The organism is Nonomuraea rubra, assembly GCF_014207985.1.
Lineage (GTDB): Bacteria > Actinomycetota > Actinomycetes > Streptosporangiales > Streptosporangiaceae > Nonomuraea > Nonomuraea rubra.
In genome coordinates this window covers 10,152,915-10,173,047 of record NZ_JACHMI010000001.1, presented here as the reverse complement: position 1 = coordinate 10,173,047, position 20,133 = coordinate 10,152,915, and the positions used below count along the sequence as shown (strand labels likewise).

The following is a 20,133-nucleotide window of genomic DNA, read 5'->3' as shown; positions in this document are numbered from 1 at the left end:
TGGAAGGAGCCTGCCTACCGTGACGGGTGTGCCCAAGCGCTTGCTTGAATTCTCGGATCACACCGCCATCGCCGGGGTCGGCTACACGCCCTTCACCAAGGACTCCGGCGTCAGCACCCTGACGCTGGCCTGCCGTGCCGTGCTCGCCGCGCTGGAGGACGCCGGCCTGGCGCCTGACGACGTGGACGGCCTGGCCACCCACCGGGTCGGCGACTCGGCCCCGCCCACCCTGGTCGGCCCCGCCCTGGGGCTGGCGGACCTGTCCTGGCACCTCGACCAGTTCGGCGGCGGCAGCGTCTCCCACGCGGTCGTCGGGCAGGCCGCGCTCGCCGTGGCCGCCGGCCTGGCCGAGACCGTCGTCTGCTACCGGGCCATCAACGCGCGCTCGGAGTTCCGCATGGGCGGCACCGGGCGGGGCCTGCCCGCGAGTTTCGAAGTGCAGTACCAGGCCCCCTACGGGTACGTGGCACCGGCCCAGCAGTTCGCCATGTACGCCCGCGCCCACATGCTGCGCTACGGCACCAGGGCCGAGCACCTCGGCGCCCTGGCCGTCACCCAGCGGGCCAACGCCGCCAAGAACCCGCGCGCCCTCATGCGCACCCCCATCACCCTGGACGACTACCTGGCCAGCCGGTGGATCGCCGAGCCGTTCCGCCTCCTGGACTGCTGCCTGGAGACGGACGGGGCCTGCGCCGTGGTCGTCACCACCGCCGAGCGTGCCCGCTCGCTGCGCCGCCCCCCGGTCCTCGTCTCGGCCGCGGCGTGGGGCGGCGGCACCTCGCACCTGTCCTGCGACGACCCCACGGTGACGGCCGCCGCCGCCCTGGCCCCCCGCCTGTACGCCCAGGCGGGACTCGGGCCGGGGGACGTCGACGTGGCCGAGCTGTACGACTGCTTCACCTACTCGGTGATCGTGCAGCTCGAGGACTACGGCTTCTGCCCCAAGGGCGAGGGCGGCCCGTACGTGGCCTCCGGGGCCACCGCGCTGGACGGCGCGCTCCCGGTCAACACGCACGGGGGTTTCCTGTCGGAGGGGTACGTCCACGGGATCAACCACATCGCCGAGGCGGTCTCCCAGCTCAGAGGCGAGGCCGGGGACCGCCAGGTGCCGGGCGCCGAGGTGGCGCTCTCCACGGCGCAGCCCGGCTACGTCCTGCCCGCCACGTCCGCGCTGATCCTGAGGAGGGCGTGATGCCCGGCTACCGTCCCGAGCCCGACCGTGACTCGCGCGCGTGGTGGGAGCGGGTCGCCAGGCGGGAGTTCGCGGTGCAGGAGTGTGACGCCTGCGGCACTCTCCGGTTCCCGCCGCGGGCGTTCTGCGCGGCCTGCCGTACGGAGGGGTGGCGGTGGCGGGAGGTGGCGCCGGAGGGAGAGGTTGAGAGTTGGATCGTCAGCCGTCAGCCCTTCGTTCCGGGGCTCCGCGATCCATACCTAGTGGTAATGGTTCGTTTGAAGGCCGTTCCGGGCGGTCTGGTGTATGGGAACTGGCGCGCGGAGCGTCCGCCGGAGGCGGGGGAGCGGGTCCGCGGGGTGTTCACGCAGGTGGACGAGGAGTTGATCGTGCTCGACTGGATGCCGGAAAGTTGCATCGCCATCCGGTCCGGTGAAAATTCTCCCGCCGACTGACCTCGTCCGGGAAATTCGATTCGTACCGGTAAATCCCACCAGTCCCACCATCACGAAGCAGCCCCCAGGTCGGGCTCCGAGGGTCGATGATTGTGGCATCAGGTGTCGTCGAGGAGGACGACCCGGACTTGGTGGCAGACGTGAGCGGTACGGAATCGGCGGCGGGCGCGACCCGGAGGTCGCGCGGCCCGCCCGCGGGCAAAGAAGAAGCCCCCATCGGGAGATGGAGGCTGAAGGCGATGGCCGGTCCTCGGAGGAAAGCGCGTCCTGGCGGGCGTGGGGGACCCGCCAGGACGCGCTTCCTGCCCCGCGTGCGACGGCGCCAGGACTCCGGCGAGGGATGGAGTCCTAGACCGTTGACTCGCACACGGAGTCGATGGGGGAGCGCGAAGGTCCCTGTCGCCGGCGACGTGCGGCGATGCGTTGAGCTGCACCAACCGGGTCATCAACGCGATGCGTGACGGGGGCGCCACCCTCCTTGTTCCCGACTAAGGATCCGTCGTCGCACCACACGGTCAGCTCAGTCAGCACCGATGGCTCGGGCATGCCGTCGCCAATGCTCTGGTAGGTGTGGGTGAACCGCTGGCGAGTCAACGCGTAACGCAGTAAACGTGTTGCTTCGCGAGGGTCATGCCAGGGCAGGTATGGCGTACCCGTGCGGACCGGCAACACTGGCCTTCACCCCCTCACCGGCCTTTAGATGGATTTGTACCAACGAATGGATGATGGGCCGGTGGAGGCGGTTCGGTCAAGGGGTTGTGGCCTGCTAGAACCAGATCGTCTAAATTGTTGGAACAAAAGGGGTGAAAGTGGCAAGGTCGGTGCTGTATCAGCAGGTGGCTTCGGAGTTGCGACGAGCCATCTACTCGGGTGTCCTCGGCCCCGGGGCACAGCTGCCGACCGAGGCGCAGCTCATGGAAGACCATGGGGTGAGCAGGAACACGGTGAGGCTGGCCCTCGGCGAACTCGTCAACGAGGGTCTGGTAACGCGCACGCCGCGGCGCGGCACCGTGGTCAGGGACCGCAGACCGCTGCTGATCTATCCGCAGCGGGAGCTGGAGCCGCAACCCAGCGGGGAACTGCGCGAGGCGTTCGCCTACGCCGTCGGGCAGGAAGGCCGCGCACCCAGCCAGTACATCGAGGTGCTGACGGTGTCTCCCGTCGAGGAGATCGCCAGCAGGCTGGAGCTGGCCGATGGGGAATTGGCGGTGGTGAGACGCCGTCTGCGTTTCGTGGACGGGCAGCCGTACAACACCAACGATTCCTACTTCCCCCGCGACCTGGTCGCGGACTCCGAGATCGCCAGGCCTGGAGACATCGCGCGAGGGGCGAACCGGGTGCTGGAAGAGCTGGGCCATGCGCAGGTGCGCGTCGTGGACGACATCTGGGCGCGCATGCCCAACCAGGAGGAGGCCGAACGCCTCCAACTGGAGCTCGGTACACCAGTCATGGTGTACGTCCGAGTGGGGTACGACGGGGCGGACATGCCAGTGCGTGTCGCCGTGTCGGTTTTGCCAGCCGACAAACATCTGATCAGATACGAGCTCGATCGCCGCTGACGAGCTCGTGGGTGAAGGGGTGATCCCGCCGGCCGGGCGCAGCGAGAAATAGCCGCCTCGCTGGCCTGGGGGAGTCGTGCATACTCCCCTAAATCGCCATTTATCCATATATATCGGGTTGAGGCCCCATTTCGCCCCTATGCGACATTGCGTCATCACGCTATGCGCAGGCGCGGACACCCAACGCAACGAAGGGTACTACTATGCACACAAACACCCTCCTTCACCCGCTCTCACTCCGCAGAGCGGAACCCGCGGACCTTCCCGGCGTCCTCACGCTGCTCGCCGACACCGCCGAGTGGCTGTACACGCAGGGAGTGCGGCAATGGCCCCGTGGAGGGTTCGGCCCCGAGCGCATCGAGCCGCTGATCGAGGAGCGCGTGCTCTTCCTCCTGGACGACGAGCTCAGATACCTCGACCCCGACGAATCGGCCCCGCCGGTGGCCACCATCGCCATCGACGACCACGCGGACCCCGAGTTCTGGACTCTCGCCGACGACCCGGGGGCCGCGCTCTACATCCACAAGCTGGCCGTCGCCCGCCCCTGGTCGGGCTCCGGCCTCGGGGACGCCCTGCTCGACTGGGCCTGCGCCTCGGCCTTCTCGGCGGGCCTGCCCTGGGTCCGCCTCGACTGCGCCAAGGCCAACCCGCGGCTGCAGGGCTACTACCGCGATCGCGGCTTCCGTCACGTACGCACGGTGGACCTGCCGCACCGATCGTCGGGCGCGCTCTTCCAGCGCCCGTCGGAGGACGTGCAGACCACGGTCTTCCGTGACCTCACGGTCGCCGAGCTGATCAGCGCGTAACCCGTTCATGGTGAGGCCCGGCCCGATGGAGCCGGGCCTCGCCCCATGGGCGCCGGAACGGCGGGCCGGTCGCCCCGGTCCGTCCGGACTCGCCGCCTACCGCGACGCGGCCAGGCGGCCCAGGATGTCGTGCGGGAAGCCCGGATCGACGGCGCTGACCTCGTCCAGCCTCGCCCGCTGCCCGGTGTCGAGCTCGATCTCCAGGGCGCCCAGATTGTCCTTGAGCTGGGCGAGCGTCCTGGCGCCCACCAGGGAGGAGACGACGGCGGGGTTGAGCAGCGTCCAGGCCAGCGCGACGCGAGACGGCGTGGTGCCGGCTTCGGCGGCGAGCTCCTGCACCACCGCTGCGATCTTCAGCGCCCGTTCGGTGAGGAACCCGTTGCCCGCCGCGACCGCCTTGCGAGCGCCCATGCCGCCATCGGTCTCCAGGTCCGAGCGGCCGTACTTGCCGGTGAGCACCCCGCCCGCCAGGGGCGACCAGGGCAGGACCGCCAGTCCCATGGCCTCGGTCATGGGGATGAGCTCGCGCTCCACGGTCCGCTCGACCAGGCTGTACGGGATCTGCAGGGCGACCAGCGGTGACCAGCCCCGAAGCCGGGCGATCTCCTGCATGCGCGACACCTGCCACGCGGGGATGTCGGAGATGCCGACATACAGCACCTTCCCTGCGCGCACCAGGTCGTCCATCGCCCGCAGCACCTCCTCGACCGGCGTGCGCCCGTCCCAGATGTGCAGGGCCACGACGTGCGGGCCGGCGCTCGATCGGCTCGTCACCGCGTTCGAACGGGTGTGCCCTGACTGTGTCCTGTCGCTGCGGGAGGTGGCGGTGCTCGACGCGCACGAGCCGCTGCGGTCCGGCGAGATCGACGTGCTGGCGCACTGGCTGGTCGTGGGCTCACCGGGCTTCACGATCGGCCCGAGGATCACCCGCCGGCCCCGGGCACTGGCCGTGGCCGCCGGCCATCCGCTGGCCCGCGAACGCAGCGTGTCTGTCGAGGCGCTCGCCGACCACCTGGTGCCCAACTGGGCGGTGGGCGGCCTGGACGACCGGCTCCGGCAGGCGATCCTGCCGGTGCGCACCCCGTCAGGGCGCGTCCTGCGGACACACCCGGAGCCGGTCAGGACCGTGGCCGAGGCGGCCAGCCTCATCGCCCGGGGCAAGGTGGTGCATCCGACGGTGCAGATGCGGCACTTCGGGAACGATCAGGTGGTGCTCGTGCCGATTCACGACCTGCCGCCCATCCCGCTCGGGCTCGTCTGGCGCACGTCCCAGGAGAACGCCCGGATCCGCGCGCTCGCCCGGGTCGCCCGCGACCTCACCAGCGGCCGGCTCTCCCCGCGATAGCCGGACGATCCCGGACACGGCGGTCATCTCATGGGGAAGATGGCCGTTCTCCCAAGAATGGGCAGCGCTGGGGAAAGGGGCGCATTGTCCGCCCTGGCCAGGGGAATGCCGGACAAAGATCCCGCGGCCGCACTCTCGGGGGAGTTCACATGGCCAAGCAGCAGGAGCGCGTTGTCGCTGAGCCTCCGGTGATGCGCGAGCCCTCCACGACCGACCAGTACGAGCGTTACGCCGGGGGCTCCCCCGAGCGGGAACGGGTGATCCTGGAACGGCTCGCCCGCGACCTCATGCGCGTCCAGCTGAAGACCAGGGAACGCACCGGCGCCGCCGGGATCGACCGGACCTTCCACGCGAAGACGGTCCTCGGCGTCGAGAACGCCAGGCTCACGTTCCTCCCCTCACTGCCGGAGGACCTGCGGACCGGATTCGCCCAGCCCGGCGCCGAATACCCGGTCATCGTCCGCCTGTCGAACGCGAGCGGCGCCCACCGGCCCGACTCGGCCCCCGACCTGCGGGGCGCGGCCCTGCGGATCCAGGCAGGACCGGAGGAGACCCACGACCTCCTCCTGACCAACCATCCCGTCTCCCCCGCGAGGAACGCCCGCGAGTTCGTGGTGCTCGCGCAGGTCATGGCCGGCGCGGCCACCCCGTTGCGCAAGGCCGTCGCGCTGTACGTCAAGCTGCCGTGGGCACTCGGCCCGTCCACCGCCGCCCGCATCCGGCGCACCGTGCTCGCCGGAACCCGGCGCGAGGTACGCAGCCTCGCCCTGGAGACGTACTGGAGCCAGGGCGCCATCCTCTGGGGCGAGGCCGGCCCGGTCCGCTACCGGCTCCGGCCGGCCCCGGGGACCCCGGCGGCGCCCCCTCCGCCGCGAGAGGACGCCGACCACCTGTCGCACGAGCTCGCCGCCCGCCTGTCCAGGCAGGACCTCGCCTTCGAGCTGTGCGTGCAGCGCTACGAGGACGCCCGGCTCACACCCATCGAGGACGGCGCCGCCGACTGGCCGGACGCGGACGTGCCGGTCATCCCGGTGGCCACGCTGACGATCCCGCGCCAGGACCTCGGCACCGCGGACGCCCGCGCCGCCGAGACCCGCATCGACCGGCTCGCCTTCGACCCGTGGAACACCACCGACGCCTTCCGCCCCCTCGGCAACCTGAACCGGGCGCGCAAGGCCGCCTACGAGGCCGGCAGCGCCCACCGCCTCGGCCGCCGCTTCCTCACCCCCACGCCGAGACGCAACCTCGCCGTCGCCGCCCTGCTGCGCGGCGTGTTCGGCGTGCTCAACCGGTACGTCCCCTGGCACAGGCTGCCCACCTGGATCGGCCTGCTCAACGTGGCCACCATCCGGCAGGTGCTGCGCCGCGACAACCTGATCGACACCGAGGTACGGCAGGCCCCGCCCCAGCCCCACCCGGTGCCCCCGCCCCTGGACGAGGCCCTGCTCGTCAGGCGCACCTACGACGGCACCTACAACGACCTGTCCGACCCCGCCATGGGCGCGCTCGGCTCGCCCTTCGGCCGCAACCTCCGGCCCGTCTACCGGCCGGACCTGTTCGACGAGCCGAACCCGGTGGTCGTCAGCAGGGAACTGCTCCACCGCGACAGCTTCATCCCGGCACGGTCGCTGAACGTGATCGCCGCCGCCTGGATCCAGTTCCAGGTGCACGACTGGGTGGACCACAGGCGCTGCCCGCCCGGGGCGGCGAGCGTCGAGGTGCCGCTCCCGTACGGCATGACCTGGACCAACACCCCCGGCGGCGCGCCCGAGGGCGTGATGCGCTTCGCCGAGAACGACGACCTGCGCCCGGCCGGCGGCACGGGCCCGCCGATCCTGTCCGCCAACGCGGCCTCCCACTGGTGGGACGGCTCGGAGGTCTACGGCGGCGACGAGACCGTCGCCCGATCCCTGCGCGAGCCGGACGGCGGCGCGTCGCTGCGCCTGGAGGACGGCCACCTGGTGCCGGGACCGGACGGCATCCCGATCACCGGGTTCCGCAACAACTGGTGGCTCGGGCTCAGCGTCATGCACACGCTCTTCGCCCGCGAGCACAACGCCGTGTGCCGGGCCCTGCGGGCGGAGTACCCGAGCATGGACGAGGAGTCGGTCTACCACACGGCCAGGCTCGTCGTCTCCGCGCTCATCGCCAAGATCCACACCGTGGAGTGGACCCCCGCCATCCTCGCCACCGAGCTGATCGACATCGGGCTGACGGCCAACTGGCAGGGGCCGCCGAAGAACTGGCTGACCCAGCTCGGGCTGTGGCTGGCCGACGCGCACGCGCTCACCGGCATCCCGCGGACCCTGCCCGACCATCACGGCACGCTGTACTCGCTCACCGAGGACTTCGTCACCGTCTACCGCATGCACCCGCTGATCCCGGACGACTACCAGCTCGCCGACCACCGGAGCGGGCGGCACCTGGAGACCCTCGGCTTCACCGACGTGCAGGGCGCCGCCACCGAGCCGGTCATGCGCCGGACGGGCCTGGCGAACTCGCTCTACTCGCTCGGCATCGCCCATCCCGGGGCCATCACGCTGCGCAACTTCCCGCGCGCGCTGCAGGCGTTCGAGCGCGAGGGCGAGATCATCGACCTGTCCGTGGTCGACCTGGTCCGCACGCGCCGGCGTGCCGTGCCGCGCTACAACGACTTCCGCGCCGGCCTGCACCAGCCGCGCCTGCGGCGCTTCGAGGACCTCACCACCGACCCGGACAGCCTGGCCCGGCTGCGGGACGTCTACCGCTCGGTCGACGACATCGACACGATGGTCGGGCTCTTCGCCGAGAACCCGCCCGAGCGCTTCGGCTTCAGCGACACGGCGTTCCGGATCTTCATCCTCATGGCCAGCAGGCGGCTGCAGAGCGACAGGTTCCTCACCGTCGACTTCAGGCCCGAGATCTACACCCCGCTGGGGATGGACTGGGTCGCCCGCAACGGCATGACGAGCGTCGTCCTGCGGCACTGCCCCGAGCTGGCGGCCGTCCTGCCCCGGACCGCGAGCGCCTTCGCGCCCTGGCGCCCGGCCAGGCCGGAGGCGAACACCGGCATCGGGGACGGCTGAGAGGCGAGCCGATCACGGGCGCGCGCCTCCGTTCCACGCCGCCGCCAGGGCCGCCGGGTCCAGCGCGGCCCCGATCGGCTGGGCCACCTCGGGGTGGGCGAGGTACTCCTCGATGTCGTGGGCCTTGCCCACCGGGTTGGCGACGGCGACCTCGTCCGGGCCGCCGGTCCAGTGGCCGCCCAGCGGGCAGCCGATGGCCACCGGGTCCAGGGGGCACCAGGCGTTGAACCAGCGCGCCACCCGGCCGGGCCGGTGCGGCCCGCCGAGGAGCAGGCGCCGGTGCACGCCGTCGAGCCCGAGCGGGCTTCCGGCGGTGACCAGCAACTCGACCTCCACCGCCGGGCCGAGCCGGGTGAGCAGGTCCATGGCCACCACCGTGCCGAGGCTGTGGGCGACCAGCACCAGCCGGCCGGCGCGCGGCAAATCCTCCAGCACGCAGTCCAGTACGGTCTCGCGGACCTGCGGGTCGTCGAGGTAGGCGGCCACGTCGGCGAAGATCGCGGCGATGAGCAGCCGGTCCAGGTCGGTGGTGTCGGCGAGCCAGTTCAGGGCGCGGCGGACGGAGTCGCCCAGCCCTTCCATGCTCCCGGGCCGTGCCCCCGGCATGCCGGTCCGGCCCGCCGCCTCGACGACCAGCTGCTCGTACAGGCGCCCCGTGGAGCCCGGGCCCGGCGCCACGGCCTCCAGCGGCAGGAGTCGCCTGGCGTAGAAGGGGAACCACGCGTCGTCCGGGGTGATCGTGGCCAGCCCCGCCCGGGTGAGCCCGCCGTTCAGGCCGGCGGTCCAGTACCGGCGCAGCCGTTCGGGAGCCTGTTCCTCCTGGCCGCGGCCGTGCAGGTAGACCAGGTGCGTGGACCCGCCGAACGCGCCGGGGGCGGCGGGCAGGCCGGCGGGGAGCACGCCCCTTTCCATGACGGGCCCGTCCACCGGAGAGGCGGGCGGCGGGATGGTCACGGCCGCGAGGCCGGACTCGGGCCCCATCTCCGTCAGGTACGCCCGCCGGGCCTCGTCGAGGGGCAGGGCGGCCAGGTGCTTGAGGATGACGCTGATCCGCACGCCCTCGTTGGAGACCCAGTCGACGGCGTCGTCGCCGTCCCCCTCCCGCCAGGGCTGCCCGTCGCGGCGCAGGATACGCCCCTGGTCGTCCGTTCTGGGGACGCCGCTGTGGTGGAGCGCCGTGACCTCCCACTGGTCGTTGAACACCGGCGAGCCGGAGTTTCCCGGCTCGGTGTCGGTCTCGTAGTGGAGGAAGTCGTCCAGGCGCGCCTCCAGCCGGTTCTCGCGGATGGAGATCTCCTTCAACCGGCCGCTGGGATGACCGATGATGTTGACCGGCTCGCCGATGACGAGCTTGCCCGTCTGGACACTGAGCCGGTTCCAGCCGAACGTCTCCCCGGCCTGGTGGCCGTCGGCGCCGGGGCTCACGAGCACGAGGGCGAAGTCGAGGGCGGCGTCGGCGACGAAGAACGTGCCGGGGTCCAGGACGAACCGCCGGGAGAGCTCGGGGACGTTGTCCACGGTGACCTGGGCGTCGAACTCCACGATGACCGAGCCGGCCACCGTGACGTCGGGCAGCACGTGGTGGTTGGTGAGCAGCAGCCTGGGGGAGACCAGGAAGCCGGTGCCGATCGGGAGCTCGCGGCCGTTCTCGGCGACGGAGATGCGGGCGACCGTCCGCGCGGCCCGCGCCCCGCGGGGCAGGAAGCTCCACGACTGCAGGTCCTTGGCCACTCCGAGGATGCGCTCGTACATCTGGGGCTGGTCGAGGGCGTCGGGCCTGGTGGCCTCCAGCGCGGCCTCGACCGGGAGCCCGCTGCGCTGGATGAGGCGGGCGGTGCGGGCGGCCAGCATGTCGGGGGAGTCGGGGAACGCCTCGCCCTGCTCGCGCCTGCGCCAGGCCTCGTCGCGTTCGGAACCGCTCCAGCGGTACCGTTCGGCCGCGGCTCTGGTCTGCTGCGTCCTGCTTTCGCTGACTTCCGTGGATATATCCATAATAGTCCGCCGCTCCCGTATAAAAGCAGGCATCTCACTTTGAATGTGTGCGTCGGGTCACGTGACCGTCCAGGTGTCCAGCAGGTAATTGACCGCTTGTTGACCCATCTTTCGGGCTCCGGTGCCCGGGCTTCTCCATCGCCGGAAGTCAAGTCAGGTCATTAAAAATGTCATTGAGGTGGCTTATTTGTTCTTTTCTGGTCTTCTGGCGCGTTCTGGCTACCGTGAGAAGCGAGGAGAAAGGGGAGCCTCATGGGTAACGTCGTCGACTACGTATCGGTCGCGTCCCTGGACAGGCGGGGCCAGCACCTCACCGAGGCCGAGCTCGACCGGCTGGAGGAGCTGACGGCGGCGGCCGGGGATGGCGAGGAGTAGGACCGCCCGTCCCGCGCGCTGCCCGCTGGAGCGGGAGGTGCCGCTCGCCGAGGCCGGACGGCGCTCGGTGGCGGCACTCGCCGCGCTGGGCCTGCGGGCCGAGCTCGCCGACGTGGGCGGGGGGCGTGATCCGGCCGCCTGGTGGTGCGGGCTCGTGAGCCGGGCGGGCCCGGCGCCGGTCGCGTGCGGGATGGGCAAGGGCGACCCCGACGAGGCCCGGCTGGGCGCGCTCTTCGAGGCCATCGAGCATCACCTGACGGGACCCGCCGGATTCGACCCGGGCACCGTGGAGCCGGCCGCCCCCGTCGCGATCGCCGCGGGGCCGCTGCGCGCGGACGCCTGCGCGCCGCTGCTGGCCTCCATGCCCGGACGCCGGATGGCCTGCCGGCGATACCGCGCCCTCGCCGGCGGGGACGGCGTGCTCGTGCCGCTGTTCCTGTCCGCGCCCTGGTATCTGGAGGCCGGGGCCGCGCCGCTGCGCGAGCGGGCCGGCGACGACAGCGACTACGCCCACCTCATGCGTTACAGCTGCAACAGCGGCTCGGCCGTCGGCGTCACCGCCGCCGAGGCGCTGCTGCACGCGCTCAACGAGGCGATCGAGCGCGATGCCCTGTCCCTGCTGCTCGTACGGGCCTTTCTCGGCAGGCGCCGGTTCCGTCCCACGCTCATCGACCCGGGGACGCTGCCGCGCGACGCCGCCCGGGCGTACGCGGTGGCCGGGGAGCTGACCGGATCCCCGGTGCACCTGCTGGACATCACCAGCGACCTCGGGGTGCCCACCATGCTGGCGTACACGGCGCCCACCTCCCGCCATCCGCACCGGCGCGGCACGGGTACCTCGCTGAGCCCGGCGCACGCCGCCTGGCGTGCCCTCACCGAACTCGTCCAGACCACCCTGGGCGAGGAGCTGGACGGGGGTACCCGCCGCGATCCGGCCGCGCTGGACGCGCACCCCGCCCTGGCCGCCTGCGGGCGGTTCGAGCTCACCGGAGTCCTGGCACGGGCGCGGGTGGTGCCCTTCCCTGCCGCCGCGCCCGAGGCCGGAACGCCCGGCGCGCAGGTGCGGATCGTGTCGGCGGCACTGGCGGCGCGGGGCTTCACGGCCTACGCCCGGACGGTGCGCGCCCTGCCGGGTGGCGTGGTAGCCGTGCACGTGGTGGTTCCGGGCCTGGAGAGGTTCATGCTCGTCACGGACGGCAATCTCGTCGTTCCCGGGCGCAGGGGCGCGGAGGCCGCGAAGGGCTTTTCCTCCGTGAGGTGAAATTTCCGGATCGCTGCCGCATGATTGGCATTCCACCGGACGGCCTGGCCCGGTTTTGCCGCGGGCGTGCATGTGCCGACCCCTTTTCTGAGGGCCATTCCCCGCATAATGGATTTATGTCTGGACAATATTCGCAGCGAAAGTCGCGAGCCGTCGGGGCGTTCCTCTGGGGTGTCGTGCTCCTGGCCGTGGCCATCGCGCTCTTCATCGTCTCGAAGCGGCTGTCCGGTATTCAGGCCCTGGCCACGGGAACCGCCCAGATCGTGGCGTCGGTCACCAGCGTGATCTCGCTGGGGAACGCTCTGCAGCAGATCATGTCCTGGTGGCGCGACCACCGTGCGCCCGCGCGCGCTCCCACCTCCGCCGACATCGACACCGCCAAGGACATCCTCGCCGGCCTGGTGGCCGAGCAGTGGCGGGAGGAGACGGTCCTGCGCTCGCTGGGCGATCCTGAGCCCATGCCGCTGCCCTGGCGCTCGACCGAGCGGCGCGAGCTCGTCGACCGCCCCGGGATCATCGCCAAGGGCACCGTCGCCTTCCCCGGCCTGCCGATGCACATCGAGGACATGGCATCCAGGTTCCGGGCCCTGCCCTGCCGGCGGCTGGTCATCCTGGGAGGACCGGGAACCGGGAAGACGACCCTGGCCGTGCAGCTGCTCCTCGAACTGCTCCGCACCCGGGAGCCCGGCGAGCGCGTCCCCGTGCTGGTGTCGGCCTCCCGCTGGGACGAGCGGGTCCACCCGCGGTTGCAGGACTGGCTGGCCTCGTTCCTGGCGATGGACTATCCCGCGTTGCGCGCCGAGGCGCTCGGCCCCTGCATCCCCGAGGCGCTGGCGGCCCGCGGTGAGCTGCTGCCCGTCATCGACGGGCTGGACGAGCTGCCCGACCACGCCCGCACCGACATGCTGCGCGCGCTGAACCGCTCGATGTGCGAGAACGACCAGCTCATCCTCACCTGCCGCACGGAGCAGTTCGCCGAATCGGTGGACGAGCTCGGCGACGTCCTCACGGCGGCGGCGGTCATCGAGCCGCAGCCCATGGACGCCGTCGCCGCGGCCGACTACCTGGAGGCCTGCCTGCCGCCGGTCCCGCGTCCCGCCTGGTCACAGGTGCTGGAGTCGTTGCGCACGGGCGGCGCCCCGGCCCTGGCCAAGGTGACCTCGACGTCCCTGGGCCTGTGGCTGGTCCGCGTGACGTACATCGCCACCCGCGCGGATCCGTCGCCGCTCCTGGAGTACGGCCGGGGCAGCGCCGCCGAGTTGCACGACCACCTGTGCGACGAGCTCATCCCCGCCCTGGTGAGCACGCGCCCACCGGCTGACGGCCCGGCCCAGCCCTTCCGCCCGCAGCACGCGTGGACGCCTGAGCAGGTCGACCGCTGGCTGACGTACCTGTGCCGCGAACTGTCCGTGAGCGAGGTGGACACGCGGGACCTGGCGTGGTGGCACCTGGCCCGCCACACCCCGAACTGGTCGGTGCGATGGTGGAGCGGCATCGCCGTCGGGGGCGTGGTGTGCCTGGTCTACACCGTCATGGGCGGCGTCCCGTACGTCGGCGCGGGGCTCGGCGTGCTCGCCATGCTCCTGTTCGTGCTCGCGACCGGCGCCTGGTTCAGGGAGACGCCGGGGCACGCGGACTTCCGCCTGCGGGGCAAGCTCTTCGACCTGGTACGGGTGCTGCCCTCGGGGATCTTCGTCGGCATCCTGGGCGCGATCATCGGCTGGCTGTCGGGCACCCTGCTCCGGAACCAGGAGGCGGGCCTGGTGGCCGCGAGACAGGTCGGACTGCTGTCGGGTATCGGGTTCGTCGTCGTGCTCAGCCTGATCCGGTGGGTCGAGCGTCCGGCCACGGACGCCAGCGCGAGATCCCCGCGCTCGACCTGGCGGGCGGACCGCAACCTGACGGTGATCCGGATCGTCAGCGGGCTCGCCGTCGGGGTCATCGGCGCGCTCATCGTGTGGGGGCTCAAGCTCAGCCTCATCGCGATCATCGGGGGCGGGCTGGCGGGACTGCTGTTCGGGCTCCTGCTGGGCAGCCACCACGCCTGGCTGGCCTACAACCTGACCGTCCCCCGCCTGGCCACCAGGGGCAGCCTGCCGCTCAGGGCGATGGACTTCCTGGACGACGCGCATCGCCTGGGCCTGCTGCGTACGGAGGGGCCGTACTACCAGTTCCGGCACGTCGAGCTCCAGCAACACCTGGCCCGCGAGCTGGTCGCGAAGAAGCGCAGGCACCGGGAGCCCATACCGCTGCCTTGAACGGCGGGTGGCGGAAGGGCGCGCCCTGTTTTGCGGTATTTCAGCATGGCTTGGCAACCAGCGGAACCGGTCAGGGGCACAAGTTCCCGTGGGACGGTGTCGAGCGAAGGCGGAAAGCCATGGGTGAGAGATACAGCGTGTTGCGCGACCTGAGCGGCGTGCGCACGGCGAGTCCGCTGGAGTCGGCGCGGGCCGGCGGCCCGGTGCCGCCACTGGCGCTCGGCATCGGCAGCGAACCGCACGTGGAGGTGGTCGAGCTCAGCAAGCACGAGCTCCGGGAGATGTCACGCGACCCGGAGGTACGGGCGGTGGCTCCGGTCATGCCGACCATGCTCATCCAGCCGATCGAGGACGGAGCCGACGGCCGGGCCGAGTCCGAGGCGACCGCCGCCGCGGTCACGTGGGGCGTCAAGGCCGTGGGCGCCGACGTCTCGACACGGACGGGCGCCGACACGATCGTGGCCGTGCTCGACACCGGCATCGACGCCACCCATCCCGCCTTCGCCGGCGTGACCCTGATCCAGGAGGACTTCAGCGGCTCGGGCGTGGGCGACAAGCAGGGCCACGGCACGCACTGCGCGGGCACGATCTTCGGCCGGGCGGTGGAGGGGACGCGGATCGGCGTCGCTCCGGGGGTGACCCGGGCGGCGATCGGCAAGGTGCTCGCCGACGACGGGAGCGGCGACACCGAAGGGCTGCTGCGCGGCATGGAGTGGGCGCTGCACCAGGGCGCCCAGGTGATCTCGATGTCCCTCGGGTTCGACTTCCCCGGCATGGTGCAGCGGCTGGTGGACATGGGACGGCAGCCGAGGTTCGCCACGTCGCTCGCCCTGGAGGCGTACCGGGCGAACCTGCGGCTCTTCGACGCGCTCATGCGGATGGCGTCGGCCCGCGGGGCGGTCGGCCCCGGCACCGTCATCGTGGCAGCCGCCGGGAACGAGAGCGAGCGCCAGAACGGCCCGGACTTCGAGATCGCCGTGTCGCTGCCCGCCGCCGCGGAAGGCGTCATCGCGGTCGGCGCGCTGGGGCAGTCACCCACGGGCAACGGTCTCGTCATCGCGCCCTTCTCCAACACCTTCCCGCAGATCAGCGCCCCGGGGGTGGGTGTGGTCTCCGCCCGGAACGGGGGCGGGCTGCGCTCCTTGAGCGGCACGAGCATGGCCACGCCGCACGTCGCGGGCGTGGCGGCGCTGTGGTGGGAGGAAGTGATGAAGTCGCCGCTGCCGGCGACCGCGTCCACGGTCATCGCGCGGCTGCTCGCCTGCGCCACCGTCAGCCCGCTGGCCTCGGGAGTCGACGTCGCCGACCGGGGTGTGGGCCTGGTGCGGTCTCCGTAGCGGGCGGGGGAACACCGGCCTGCTCGTCCGTCCCTCCGGCCGCGTCCAGGCCGGAGGGCAGGAGTCCAAGGCTGAGGTCAACTCTCTGACACTAGTGCGCAAAGCGCCATATAACCTCTCCACATGACCGGATCCCTCCTTGAGGTGATCGCGCTCAACGTGCGCGACGCCGTGGCCGCCGAACAGGGCGGTGCCGACCGACTCGAGGTCGTGGCCGACATGGCGGCCGATGGGCTCACCCCGTCCCCGGAGACGGTCGCCGCGATCGCGGCCGAGTGCCCGCTGCCCCAGATGGTGATGCTGCGCTGCGACGCGAACTTCGCCGCCGACCCCGACGTCGTCGAGCGGCTCAGCCGCGACGCCAAGGCGCTCAAGCAGGCCGGGGCCGCCGGGTTCGTGTTCGGGTTCCTCGACGGCGCGGGAGTCGTGGATCTGACCGCCACCGAGGCGCTCATCCACGCGGTCTCGCCCCTGCCGTGGACGTTCCACCGTGCCGTCGACCACGCCGCCGACGTGCAGGCCGCCTGGCGGGCCGTGCGACTGCTGCCGAACCTGGCCACCGTGCTCACCTCCGGCGCGCCCACCGGCGTGGGGGACGGGCTGCCCGTGCTGAAGGCGCGCGCCGACGCGGGCGACGGCTCCATCGTGCTGGCCGGCGGCGGCCTGCGGCCCGCGCACGTGCCCGCCCTGCTCGACTACGGCATCCGCGCCTTCCACGTCGGCTCCGCCGTGCGGTCGAGCTGGTCGGACCCGGTCGAGTGGCGCCTGGTACGCCAGTGGCGTGCCCTGGTCGAACGCGACTGAACCACCTCTCGGTGGCGTGCCCTGGCCGAACGCGACCGAACCCGGCCGTCAGGGGTCAAGGCAGGGCGGCGTCCGCGCGGCGCAGGGCGGCCGCCAGGGTGCGGATCGTGGCGGGCTCGTCCATCACCCCGCCCCCGGCCGAGCGCCGCTCCTCCCAGGCCAGCACCCGCTCCCGGTAGGAGTCGTAGCGGGCCAGATGGAAGGCGTAGACGGTGGCGAACCGGCTCACCAGATGCGACGGATGCATGTCCCACCCCTGGTAGAAGCCATGCCGCAACGAGTGCCGGACCAGCTCGGCGTGCCGCCGCCACAACCCGTGCACATCGCCCGCACGGTCGGAGGCGGGCGAGGCGGCCAGCGACCCGTCCGACAGCTCCACCCCCGTCCCCGCGAACGCCGTCTGCATGACGTGCCGCGCGTGGTCGCAGGCCGGATGGTCGAGCCGCTGCTCGTGCGGCGGCAGCCCCAGCGCGGCCGTGTAGTCGAAGACCCCGAAGTGCGCCGCCGCCAGCCGCCCGCCCAGCGACTCGTTCAGCTCGCCACGCAGGAACGGCAGCGTCTGCGGCGCCTCCACCTGCATCTCGAACCGCAGCCGCACCCCGAGCTCCGCCTCCAGCTCCTCCAGCACGCCCGCGAACTGCCCGAGATAGGCCTCCATCAGCACCTTGGGAAAGGTCACCGTGAACCCGCCGGGCAGCTCGCCGACCCGCCCCACCACGCCGCTCACGAAGCCGTGCAGCGTGCGGATCGACCGCTCGGGATCCCCGTCGGCGAACGACTTCACCCGGGGACCCCACCGCCGGGGCAGCGCTCCGGCCGCGTGCATCGCGGCGACCGCCTCGACGGCCTGCGTCACGTGGCCGTCCTCGACGGAGCCTGGCCGCACGCCGTACCCGTCCTCGAAGTCGACGCGCAGGTCCTCGACCGGCTCGGTGGACAGCTTGCGCAGTAACATCTCGTGCACCACGGCGGCGAGCCCGGAGGGCACGCCGAAGACCTCGGCCACCTCGTCCGGGCCCGCCAGGTGCGCCTTGAGCAGCGACAACGCCCGGCCGCCCCACTCGGCGACCGTGCGGGCGGAGAAGCGGTCGGCCGGCACGTACACGGTGTGCACGGGCTGCCAGCCGGGGCGCGCCTCCGGGTAGCGGGCCTGCTGCAGCCGGTACGTCCCGGCGAAACCGTCAGGGACGCGAGGCACGGAGCATGGCCTCCAGACCGACGAGCTTGACGCGTTCGCCACGGTTGAGCGACCGGGCGAGCTCCGCCTCCGCCGCCTCGATGGCCAGCCACTCCTCGTACGTGATCGGCCGCACCCCGCGCCCGGCCAGCAGCGTGTCGATGCCCCTGGAGCCCACGCGCGCGCCCCCGTCGAGGTCGGCGAGCAGCGTGCGGACGGTTTCCGCGGCGTCGGACTTGTTGGTGCCGATCACGCCGGTGGGCCCGCGTTTGAGCCACCCTGCCACGTACTCGCGATCGCGCACCCGCCCCGCCTCGTTCGGCACGGTCATCGTGCGGTCCGAGAACGGCACCCCGGGCAGCGGGACGCTCTGGTAACCGACCGAGCGCAGCACCATGCCCACCGGCAGCGTCTCGAACTCGCCGGTGCCGACCACGCGCCCCTCCTCCGACAGCCGGGTGCGTTCGAGCTTGAGCCCCTCGACCCGCTCCGTGCCGAGGATCTCCACGGGCCGCAGCCAGAAGCGCACGTCGAGGCGGCGCGGGCGGCCCACCGGCTCGCGGTCCGCCCACCCCTGGAGGACCTTGATGTTGCCCTGCACCTGGCGCGGGAAGTCGCCGCCCAGCACGACGGCCTCGTCGGGGCGCACGCACACGTCGGCGTTGGCCAGCTCGCCCAGCTCGCGCAGCTCCTTGAGGGTGAACTTGGCGTGCTCGGGCCCGCGCCGCCCGACCATGTGGATGGCCTTCACCTCGCTCTCGCCGAGCCGCTGCAGCACCTCGTGGGGCACGTCGGTGGCGCGCAGCTCCTCGGCGGTCTTGGCCAGGACGCGGACGACGTCCACGGCGACGTTCCCGACCCCGATGACGGCGACCTCGGAGGTGTCGAGCGTGAACCGGGCGGGATCGACGTCGGGGTGCCCGCAGTACCAGTTCACGAAGTCGGTCGCGGCCACGCTGCCCGGCAGGTCCTCGCCCGGGATGCCGAGCTTCCTGTCGACCATCGCGCCCGTGCAGTAGACCACCGCGTCGTAGACGCCGAGCAGGTCCTCGACCGACACGTCGGAGCCGAGCGTGACGCCGCCGAGGAAGCGCACCTGGGGTAGCTCCAGCACCCTGCGCAGGTAGTTCGCGATGGACTTGATCGAGGTGTGGTCGGGCGCCACCCCGTACCGGACCAGCCCGTACGGGGTCGGCAGCCGTTCGATCACATCGACCTCGACCGGCTCCGCCGACTGCTTGACCAGTGCCTCGGCCGTGTAGATCCCGGCAGGGCCCGACCCGATGACCGCCACGTGCAACGTCACGCCGCCTCCCTATGCCGGTCTACGTGCGACACGTCCCACCAGACGCAACCGGCCAGTGTGATCGATGTATCCCCGGTCGCCGGTGCGGATGAACCCGTCCTTGGCGAATACCGCATGATCGGGGCTCCTGCCAACGTAACCGCTCATGACGGCATCCGAGCGGAGGAGCACCTCACCCTGGTCCTCGGCGGGCAGCATGCGGCCCTCCGCGTCCCTGATCGACACGTCCACGCCGGCGCGCGGCCTGCCCACGCTGAGCTCCGCGTCCTCGGGCGGGTCGTCGGGCCGGGTGCCGAGGCCCAGCCCGGCTTCTGTGCAGCTGTAACGGTTGCAGACAGGCACGCCGTACCTGGTGCGCAACGCCCTGATCAGCGCCGGTGTGGCGGGGGCGCCGCTGCACAGGATGAGCGCCAGCCCCGGCAGGTCCTCGCCCGCGGCCAGGATGCGCGACAGCTGGTACGGGTTCCCCTGCAGCACTCCGATCTTGTGCTCGCGCAGCACCCGCAGCACCGCGTCGGGCGTCCACTCGGGCACGACGTGGCAGGTCCGCCCGGTCTGCAGGAACACCGGCAGCCGGGTGGCGAACCCGAGCTGCCCCAGCGGGTACGGCACCAGCCTGGCGTCCCCCGTGCCCCACCGGAGCCCGGCCCCGTGGGCGCGGATGGCCTCCAGCTGGCGGTTGCCGAACACCACGCCCTTGGGCGGCCCCGTCCTGCCCGCGGTGAACGTGATCACGACGGGCCGCGCGGGGTCGGGCGGGAACGGCGGCGGGGGCGGCTCGGGCCTGCGCAGGCCGGTGAGCCGGACGGGGTCGTACACCTGCGGCGAGCGCCTGCCCCGATCGGTGGGCAGCGTCACCACGTCCAGCCCCGGCAGCGGCGGCAGCACGCTCGGCGCGGTGATCACCAGGGCGGGGTCCAGGCCGGCCAGCAGCCCCGGGCGCTCGACCCCGATGCCCGCGGTGACCGCGCCGATCTTGGCGGCGGCCACGTAGCAGATCACGAACTCGGGCCCGTCGGGCAGCGCCAGCACCACGACGTCGCCGATGCGGGTGCCGCGATGGGCGAGCCCGGCGGCGACCTGGTCGGAGAGCAGGTCGAGGTCGGCGAAGGACAGCAGGGCAGAGCCGGTGACCACGGCCGCGCGCCCCCCGAACCTACGTGCGGCCTCACCGGCGAGCAGGCGCAACATGGCGGCTCCCGGGCGAAAGGCGCGTACCTCC

16 protein-coding genes are annotated in these 20,133 nt (G+C 72.1%); 11 read left to right on the top strand and 5 right to left on the bottom strand.

All coding sequences use genetic code 11. The annotated features are described in order from the left end of the window. Positions 1–28: 28 nt before the first annotated feature. The 4 genes from HD593_RS46260 (at position 29) to HD593_RS46245 (ending at position 3,991) form a co-directional block, all read left to right on the top strand. Entirely contained in the window at positions 29–1,192 is a 1,164-nt protein-coding gene (locus tag HD593_RS46260; protein ID WP_185109260.1) for a thiolase C-terminal domain-containing protein, read from the top strand. Further along, complete coding sequence (locus tag HD593_RS46255) at positions 1,192–1,626, top strand: Zn-ribbon domain-containing OB-fold protein (protein WP_185109259.1); 435 nt, start codon at positions 1,192–1,194, stop codon at positions 1,624–1,626. The genes HD593_RS46260 and HD593_RS46255 overlap by 1 nt, the downstream gene beginning before the upstream one ends. Before the next feature lie 821 nt (positions 1,627–2,447). Next, complete coding sequence (locus HD593_RS46250) at positions 2,448–3,185, top strand: GntR family transcriptional regulator (RefSeq protein WP_080042121.1); 738 nt, start codon at positions 2,448–2,450, stop codon at positions 3,183–3,185. A 203-nt stretch (positions 3,186–3,388) separates the two neighbouring features. Continuing rightward, positions 3,389–3,991, top strand: coding sequence for a GNAT family N-acetyltransferase (locus HD593_RS46245; RefSeq protein WP_185109257.1), 603 nt, complete (start codon positions 3,389–3,391; stop codon positions 3,989–3,991). A 96-nt stretch (positions 3,992–4,087) separates the two neighbouring features. Here the strand turns inward: HD593_RS46245 and HD593_RS60735 are convergent, their stop codons facing one another. Continuing rightward, positions 4,088–4,765, bottom strand: a complete 678-nt coding sequence (locus HD593_RS60735; protein ID WP_312904215.1) for an aldo/keto reductase — start codon at positions 4,763–4,765, stop codon at positions 4,088–4,090. 13 nt (positions 4,766–4,778) lie between these two features. Between HD593_RS60735 and HD593_RS60730 the strand changes: the two genes are divergently transcribed. Both HD593_RS60730 and HD593_RS46235 read left to right on the top strand, forming a co-directional pair. Beyond that, entirely contained in the window at positions 4,779–5,336 is a 558-nt protein-coding gene (locus tag HD593_RS60730; RefSeq protein WP_221525320.1) for a LysR substrate-binding domain-containing protein, read from the top strand. Positions 5,337–5,485: 149 nt separating this feature from the next. Further along, complete coding sequence (locus tag HD593_RS46235) at positions 5,486–8,401, top strand: peroxidase family protein (RefSeq protein WP_221525319.1); 2,916 nt, start codon at positions 5,486–5,488, stop codon at positions 8,399–8,401. Between the two features lie 12 nt (positions 8,402–8,413). Here HD593_RS46235 and HD593_RS46230 read toward each other — a convergent pair whose 3' ends face one another. Continuing rightward, on the bottom strand, positions 8,414–10,393 hold the full coding sequence (locus HD593_RS46230; RefSeq protein ID WP_185109255.1) for a trypsin-like serine peptidase: 1,980 nt from the start codon (positions 10,391–10,393) through the stop codon (positions 8,414–8,416). 252 nt (positions 10,394–10,645) lie between these two features. Here HD593_RS46230 and HD593_RS63995 point away from each other — a divergent pair, with 252 nt between their 5' ends. The 5 genes from HD593_RS63995 (at position 10,646) to HD593_RS46210 (ending at position 16,428) form a co-directional block, all read left to right on the top strand. Beyond that, positions 10,646–10,768 carry a hypothetical protein gene (locus tag HD593_RS63995; RefSeq protein ID WP_281402509.1) on the top strand — a complete coding sequence of 41 codons (123 nt, stop codon included), beginning with the start codon at positions 10,646–10,648 and terminating at the stop codon, positions 10,766–10,768. Continuing rightward, the gene (locus tag HD593_RS46225; protein WP_185109254.1) at positions 10,755–12,029 is read left to right on the top strand and encodes a YcaO-like family protein; all 1,275 of its coding nucleotides are present in this window, start codon (positions 10,755–10,757) and stop codon (positions 12,027–12,029) included. The genes HD593_RS63995 and HD593_RS46225 overlap by 14 nt, the downstream gene beginning before the upstream one ends. Positions 12,030–12,145: 116 nt before the next feature. Next, the gene (locus HD593_RS46220) at positions 12,146–14,287 is read left to right on the top strand and encodes an NACHT domain-containing protein (protein WP_185109253.1); all 2,142 of its coding nucleotides are present in this window, start codon (positions 12,146–12,148) and stop codon (positions 14,285–14,287) included. A 119-nt stretch (positions 14,288–14,406) separates the two neighbouring features. Next, a complete protein-coding gene (locus tag HD593_RS46215) occupies positions 14,407–15,624 on the top strand; it encodes a S8 family peptidase (RefSeq protein WP_185109252.1) in 1,218 nt (405 codons plus the stop codon). A 123-nt stretch (positions 15,625–15,747) separates the two neighbouring features. Beyond that, positions 15,748–16,428 carry a copper homeostasis protein CutC gene (locus tag HD593_RS46210; RefSeq protein WP_185109251.1) on the top strand — a complete coding sequence of 227 codons (681 nt, stop codon included), beginning with the start codon at positions 15,748–15,750 and terminating at the stop codon, positions 16,426–16,428. 55 nt (positions 16,429–16,483) lie between these two features. On the opposite strand, the gene HD593_RS46205 is transcribed toward HD593_RS46210, so the two are convergent. Genes HD593_RS46205 through HD593_RS46195 form a run of 3 tightly spaced genes read right to left on the bottom strand, consistent with a single transcriptional unit; the run spans position 16,484 to position 20,102 of the window. Continuing rightward, the gene (locus tag HD593_RS46205; protein WP_185109250.1) at positions 16,484–17,626 is read right to left on the bottom strand and encodes a DUF6986 family protein; all 1,143 of its coding nucleotides are present in this window, start codon (positions 17,624–17,626) and stop codon (positions 16,484–16,486) included. Further along, the gene (locus tag HD593_RS46200; RefSeq protein ID WP_312904213.1) at positions 17,610–18,911 is read right to left on the bottom strand and encodes an FAD-dependent oxidoreductase; all 1,302 of its coding nucleotides are present in this window, start codon (positions 18,909–18,911) and stop codon (positions 17,610–17,612) included. Before HD593_RS46200 ends, HD593_RS46205 begins: the two co-directional genes overlap by 17 nt. Before the next feature lie 9 nt (positions 18,912–18,920). Next, a complete protein-coding gene (locus HD593_RS46195; RefSeq protein WP_185109249.1) occupies positions 18,921–20,102 on the bottom strand; it encodes a class I adenylate-forming enzyme family protein in 1,182 nt (393 codons plus the stop codon). Positions 20,103–20,133 lie beyond the last annotated feature (31 nt).

What these genes read in the sequence shown, in the direction of transcription:
- HD593_RS46255 (WP_185109259.1), top strand. Translation starts at nt 1,192, where the DNA reads ATGCCCGGCTACCGTCCCGAGCCCGACCGTGACTCGCGCGCGTGGTGG.
- HD593_RS46245 (WP_185109257.1), top strand. Translation starts at nt 3,389, where the DNA reads ATGCACACAAACACCCTCCTTCACCCGCTCTCACTCCGCAGAGCGGAA.
- HD593_RS46235 (WP_221525319.1), top strand. Translation starts at nt 5,486, where the DNA reads ATGGCCAAGCAGCAGGAGCGCGTTGTCGCTGAGCCTCCGGTGATGCGC.
- HD593_RS46230 (WP_185109255.1), bottom strand. Translation starts at nt 10,393, where the DNA reads ATGGATATATCCACGGAAGTCAGCGAAAGCAGGACGCAGCAGACCAGA.
- HD593_RS63995 (WP_281402509.1), top strand. Translation starts at nt 10,646, where the DNA reads ATGGGTAACGTCGTCGACTACGTATCGGTCGCGTCCCTGGACAGGCGG.
- HD593_RS46225 (WP_185109254.1), top strand. Translation starts at nt 10,755, where the DNA reads ATGGCGAGGAGTAGGACCGCCCGTCCCGCGCGCTGCCCGCTGGAGCGG.
- HD593_RS46220 (WP_185109253.1), top strand. Translation starts at nt 12,146, where the DNA reads ATGTCTGGACAATATTCGCAGCGAAAGTCGCGAGCCGTCGGGGCGTTC.
- HD593_RS46215 (WP_185109252.1), top strand. Translation starts at nt 14,407, where the DNA reads ATGGGTGAGAGATACAGCGTGTTGCGCGACCTGAGCGGCGTGCGCACG.
- HD593_RS46210 (WP_185109251.1), top strand. Translation starts at nt 15,748, where the DNA reads ATGACCGGATCCCTCCTTGAGGTGATCGCGCTCAACGTGCGCGACGCC.
- HD593_RS46195 (WP_185109249.1), bottom strand. Translation starts at nt 20,102, where the DNA reads ATGTTGCGCCTGCTCGCCGGTGAGGCCGCACGTAGGTTCGGGGGGCGC.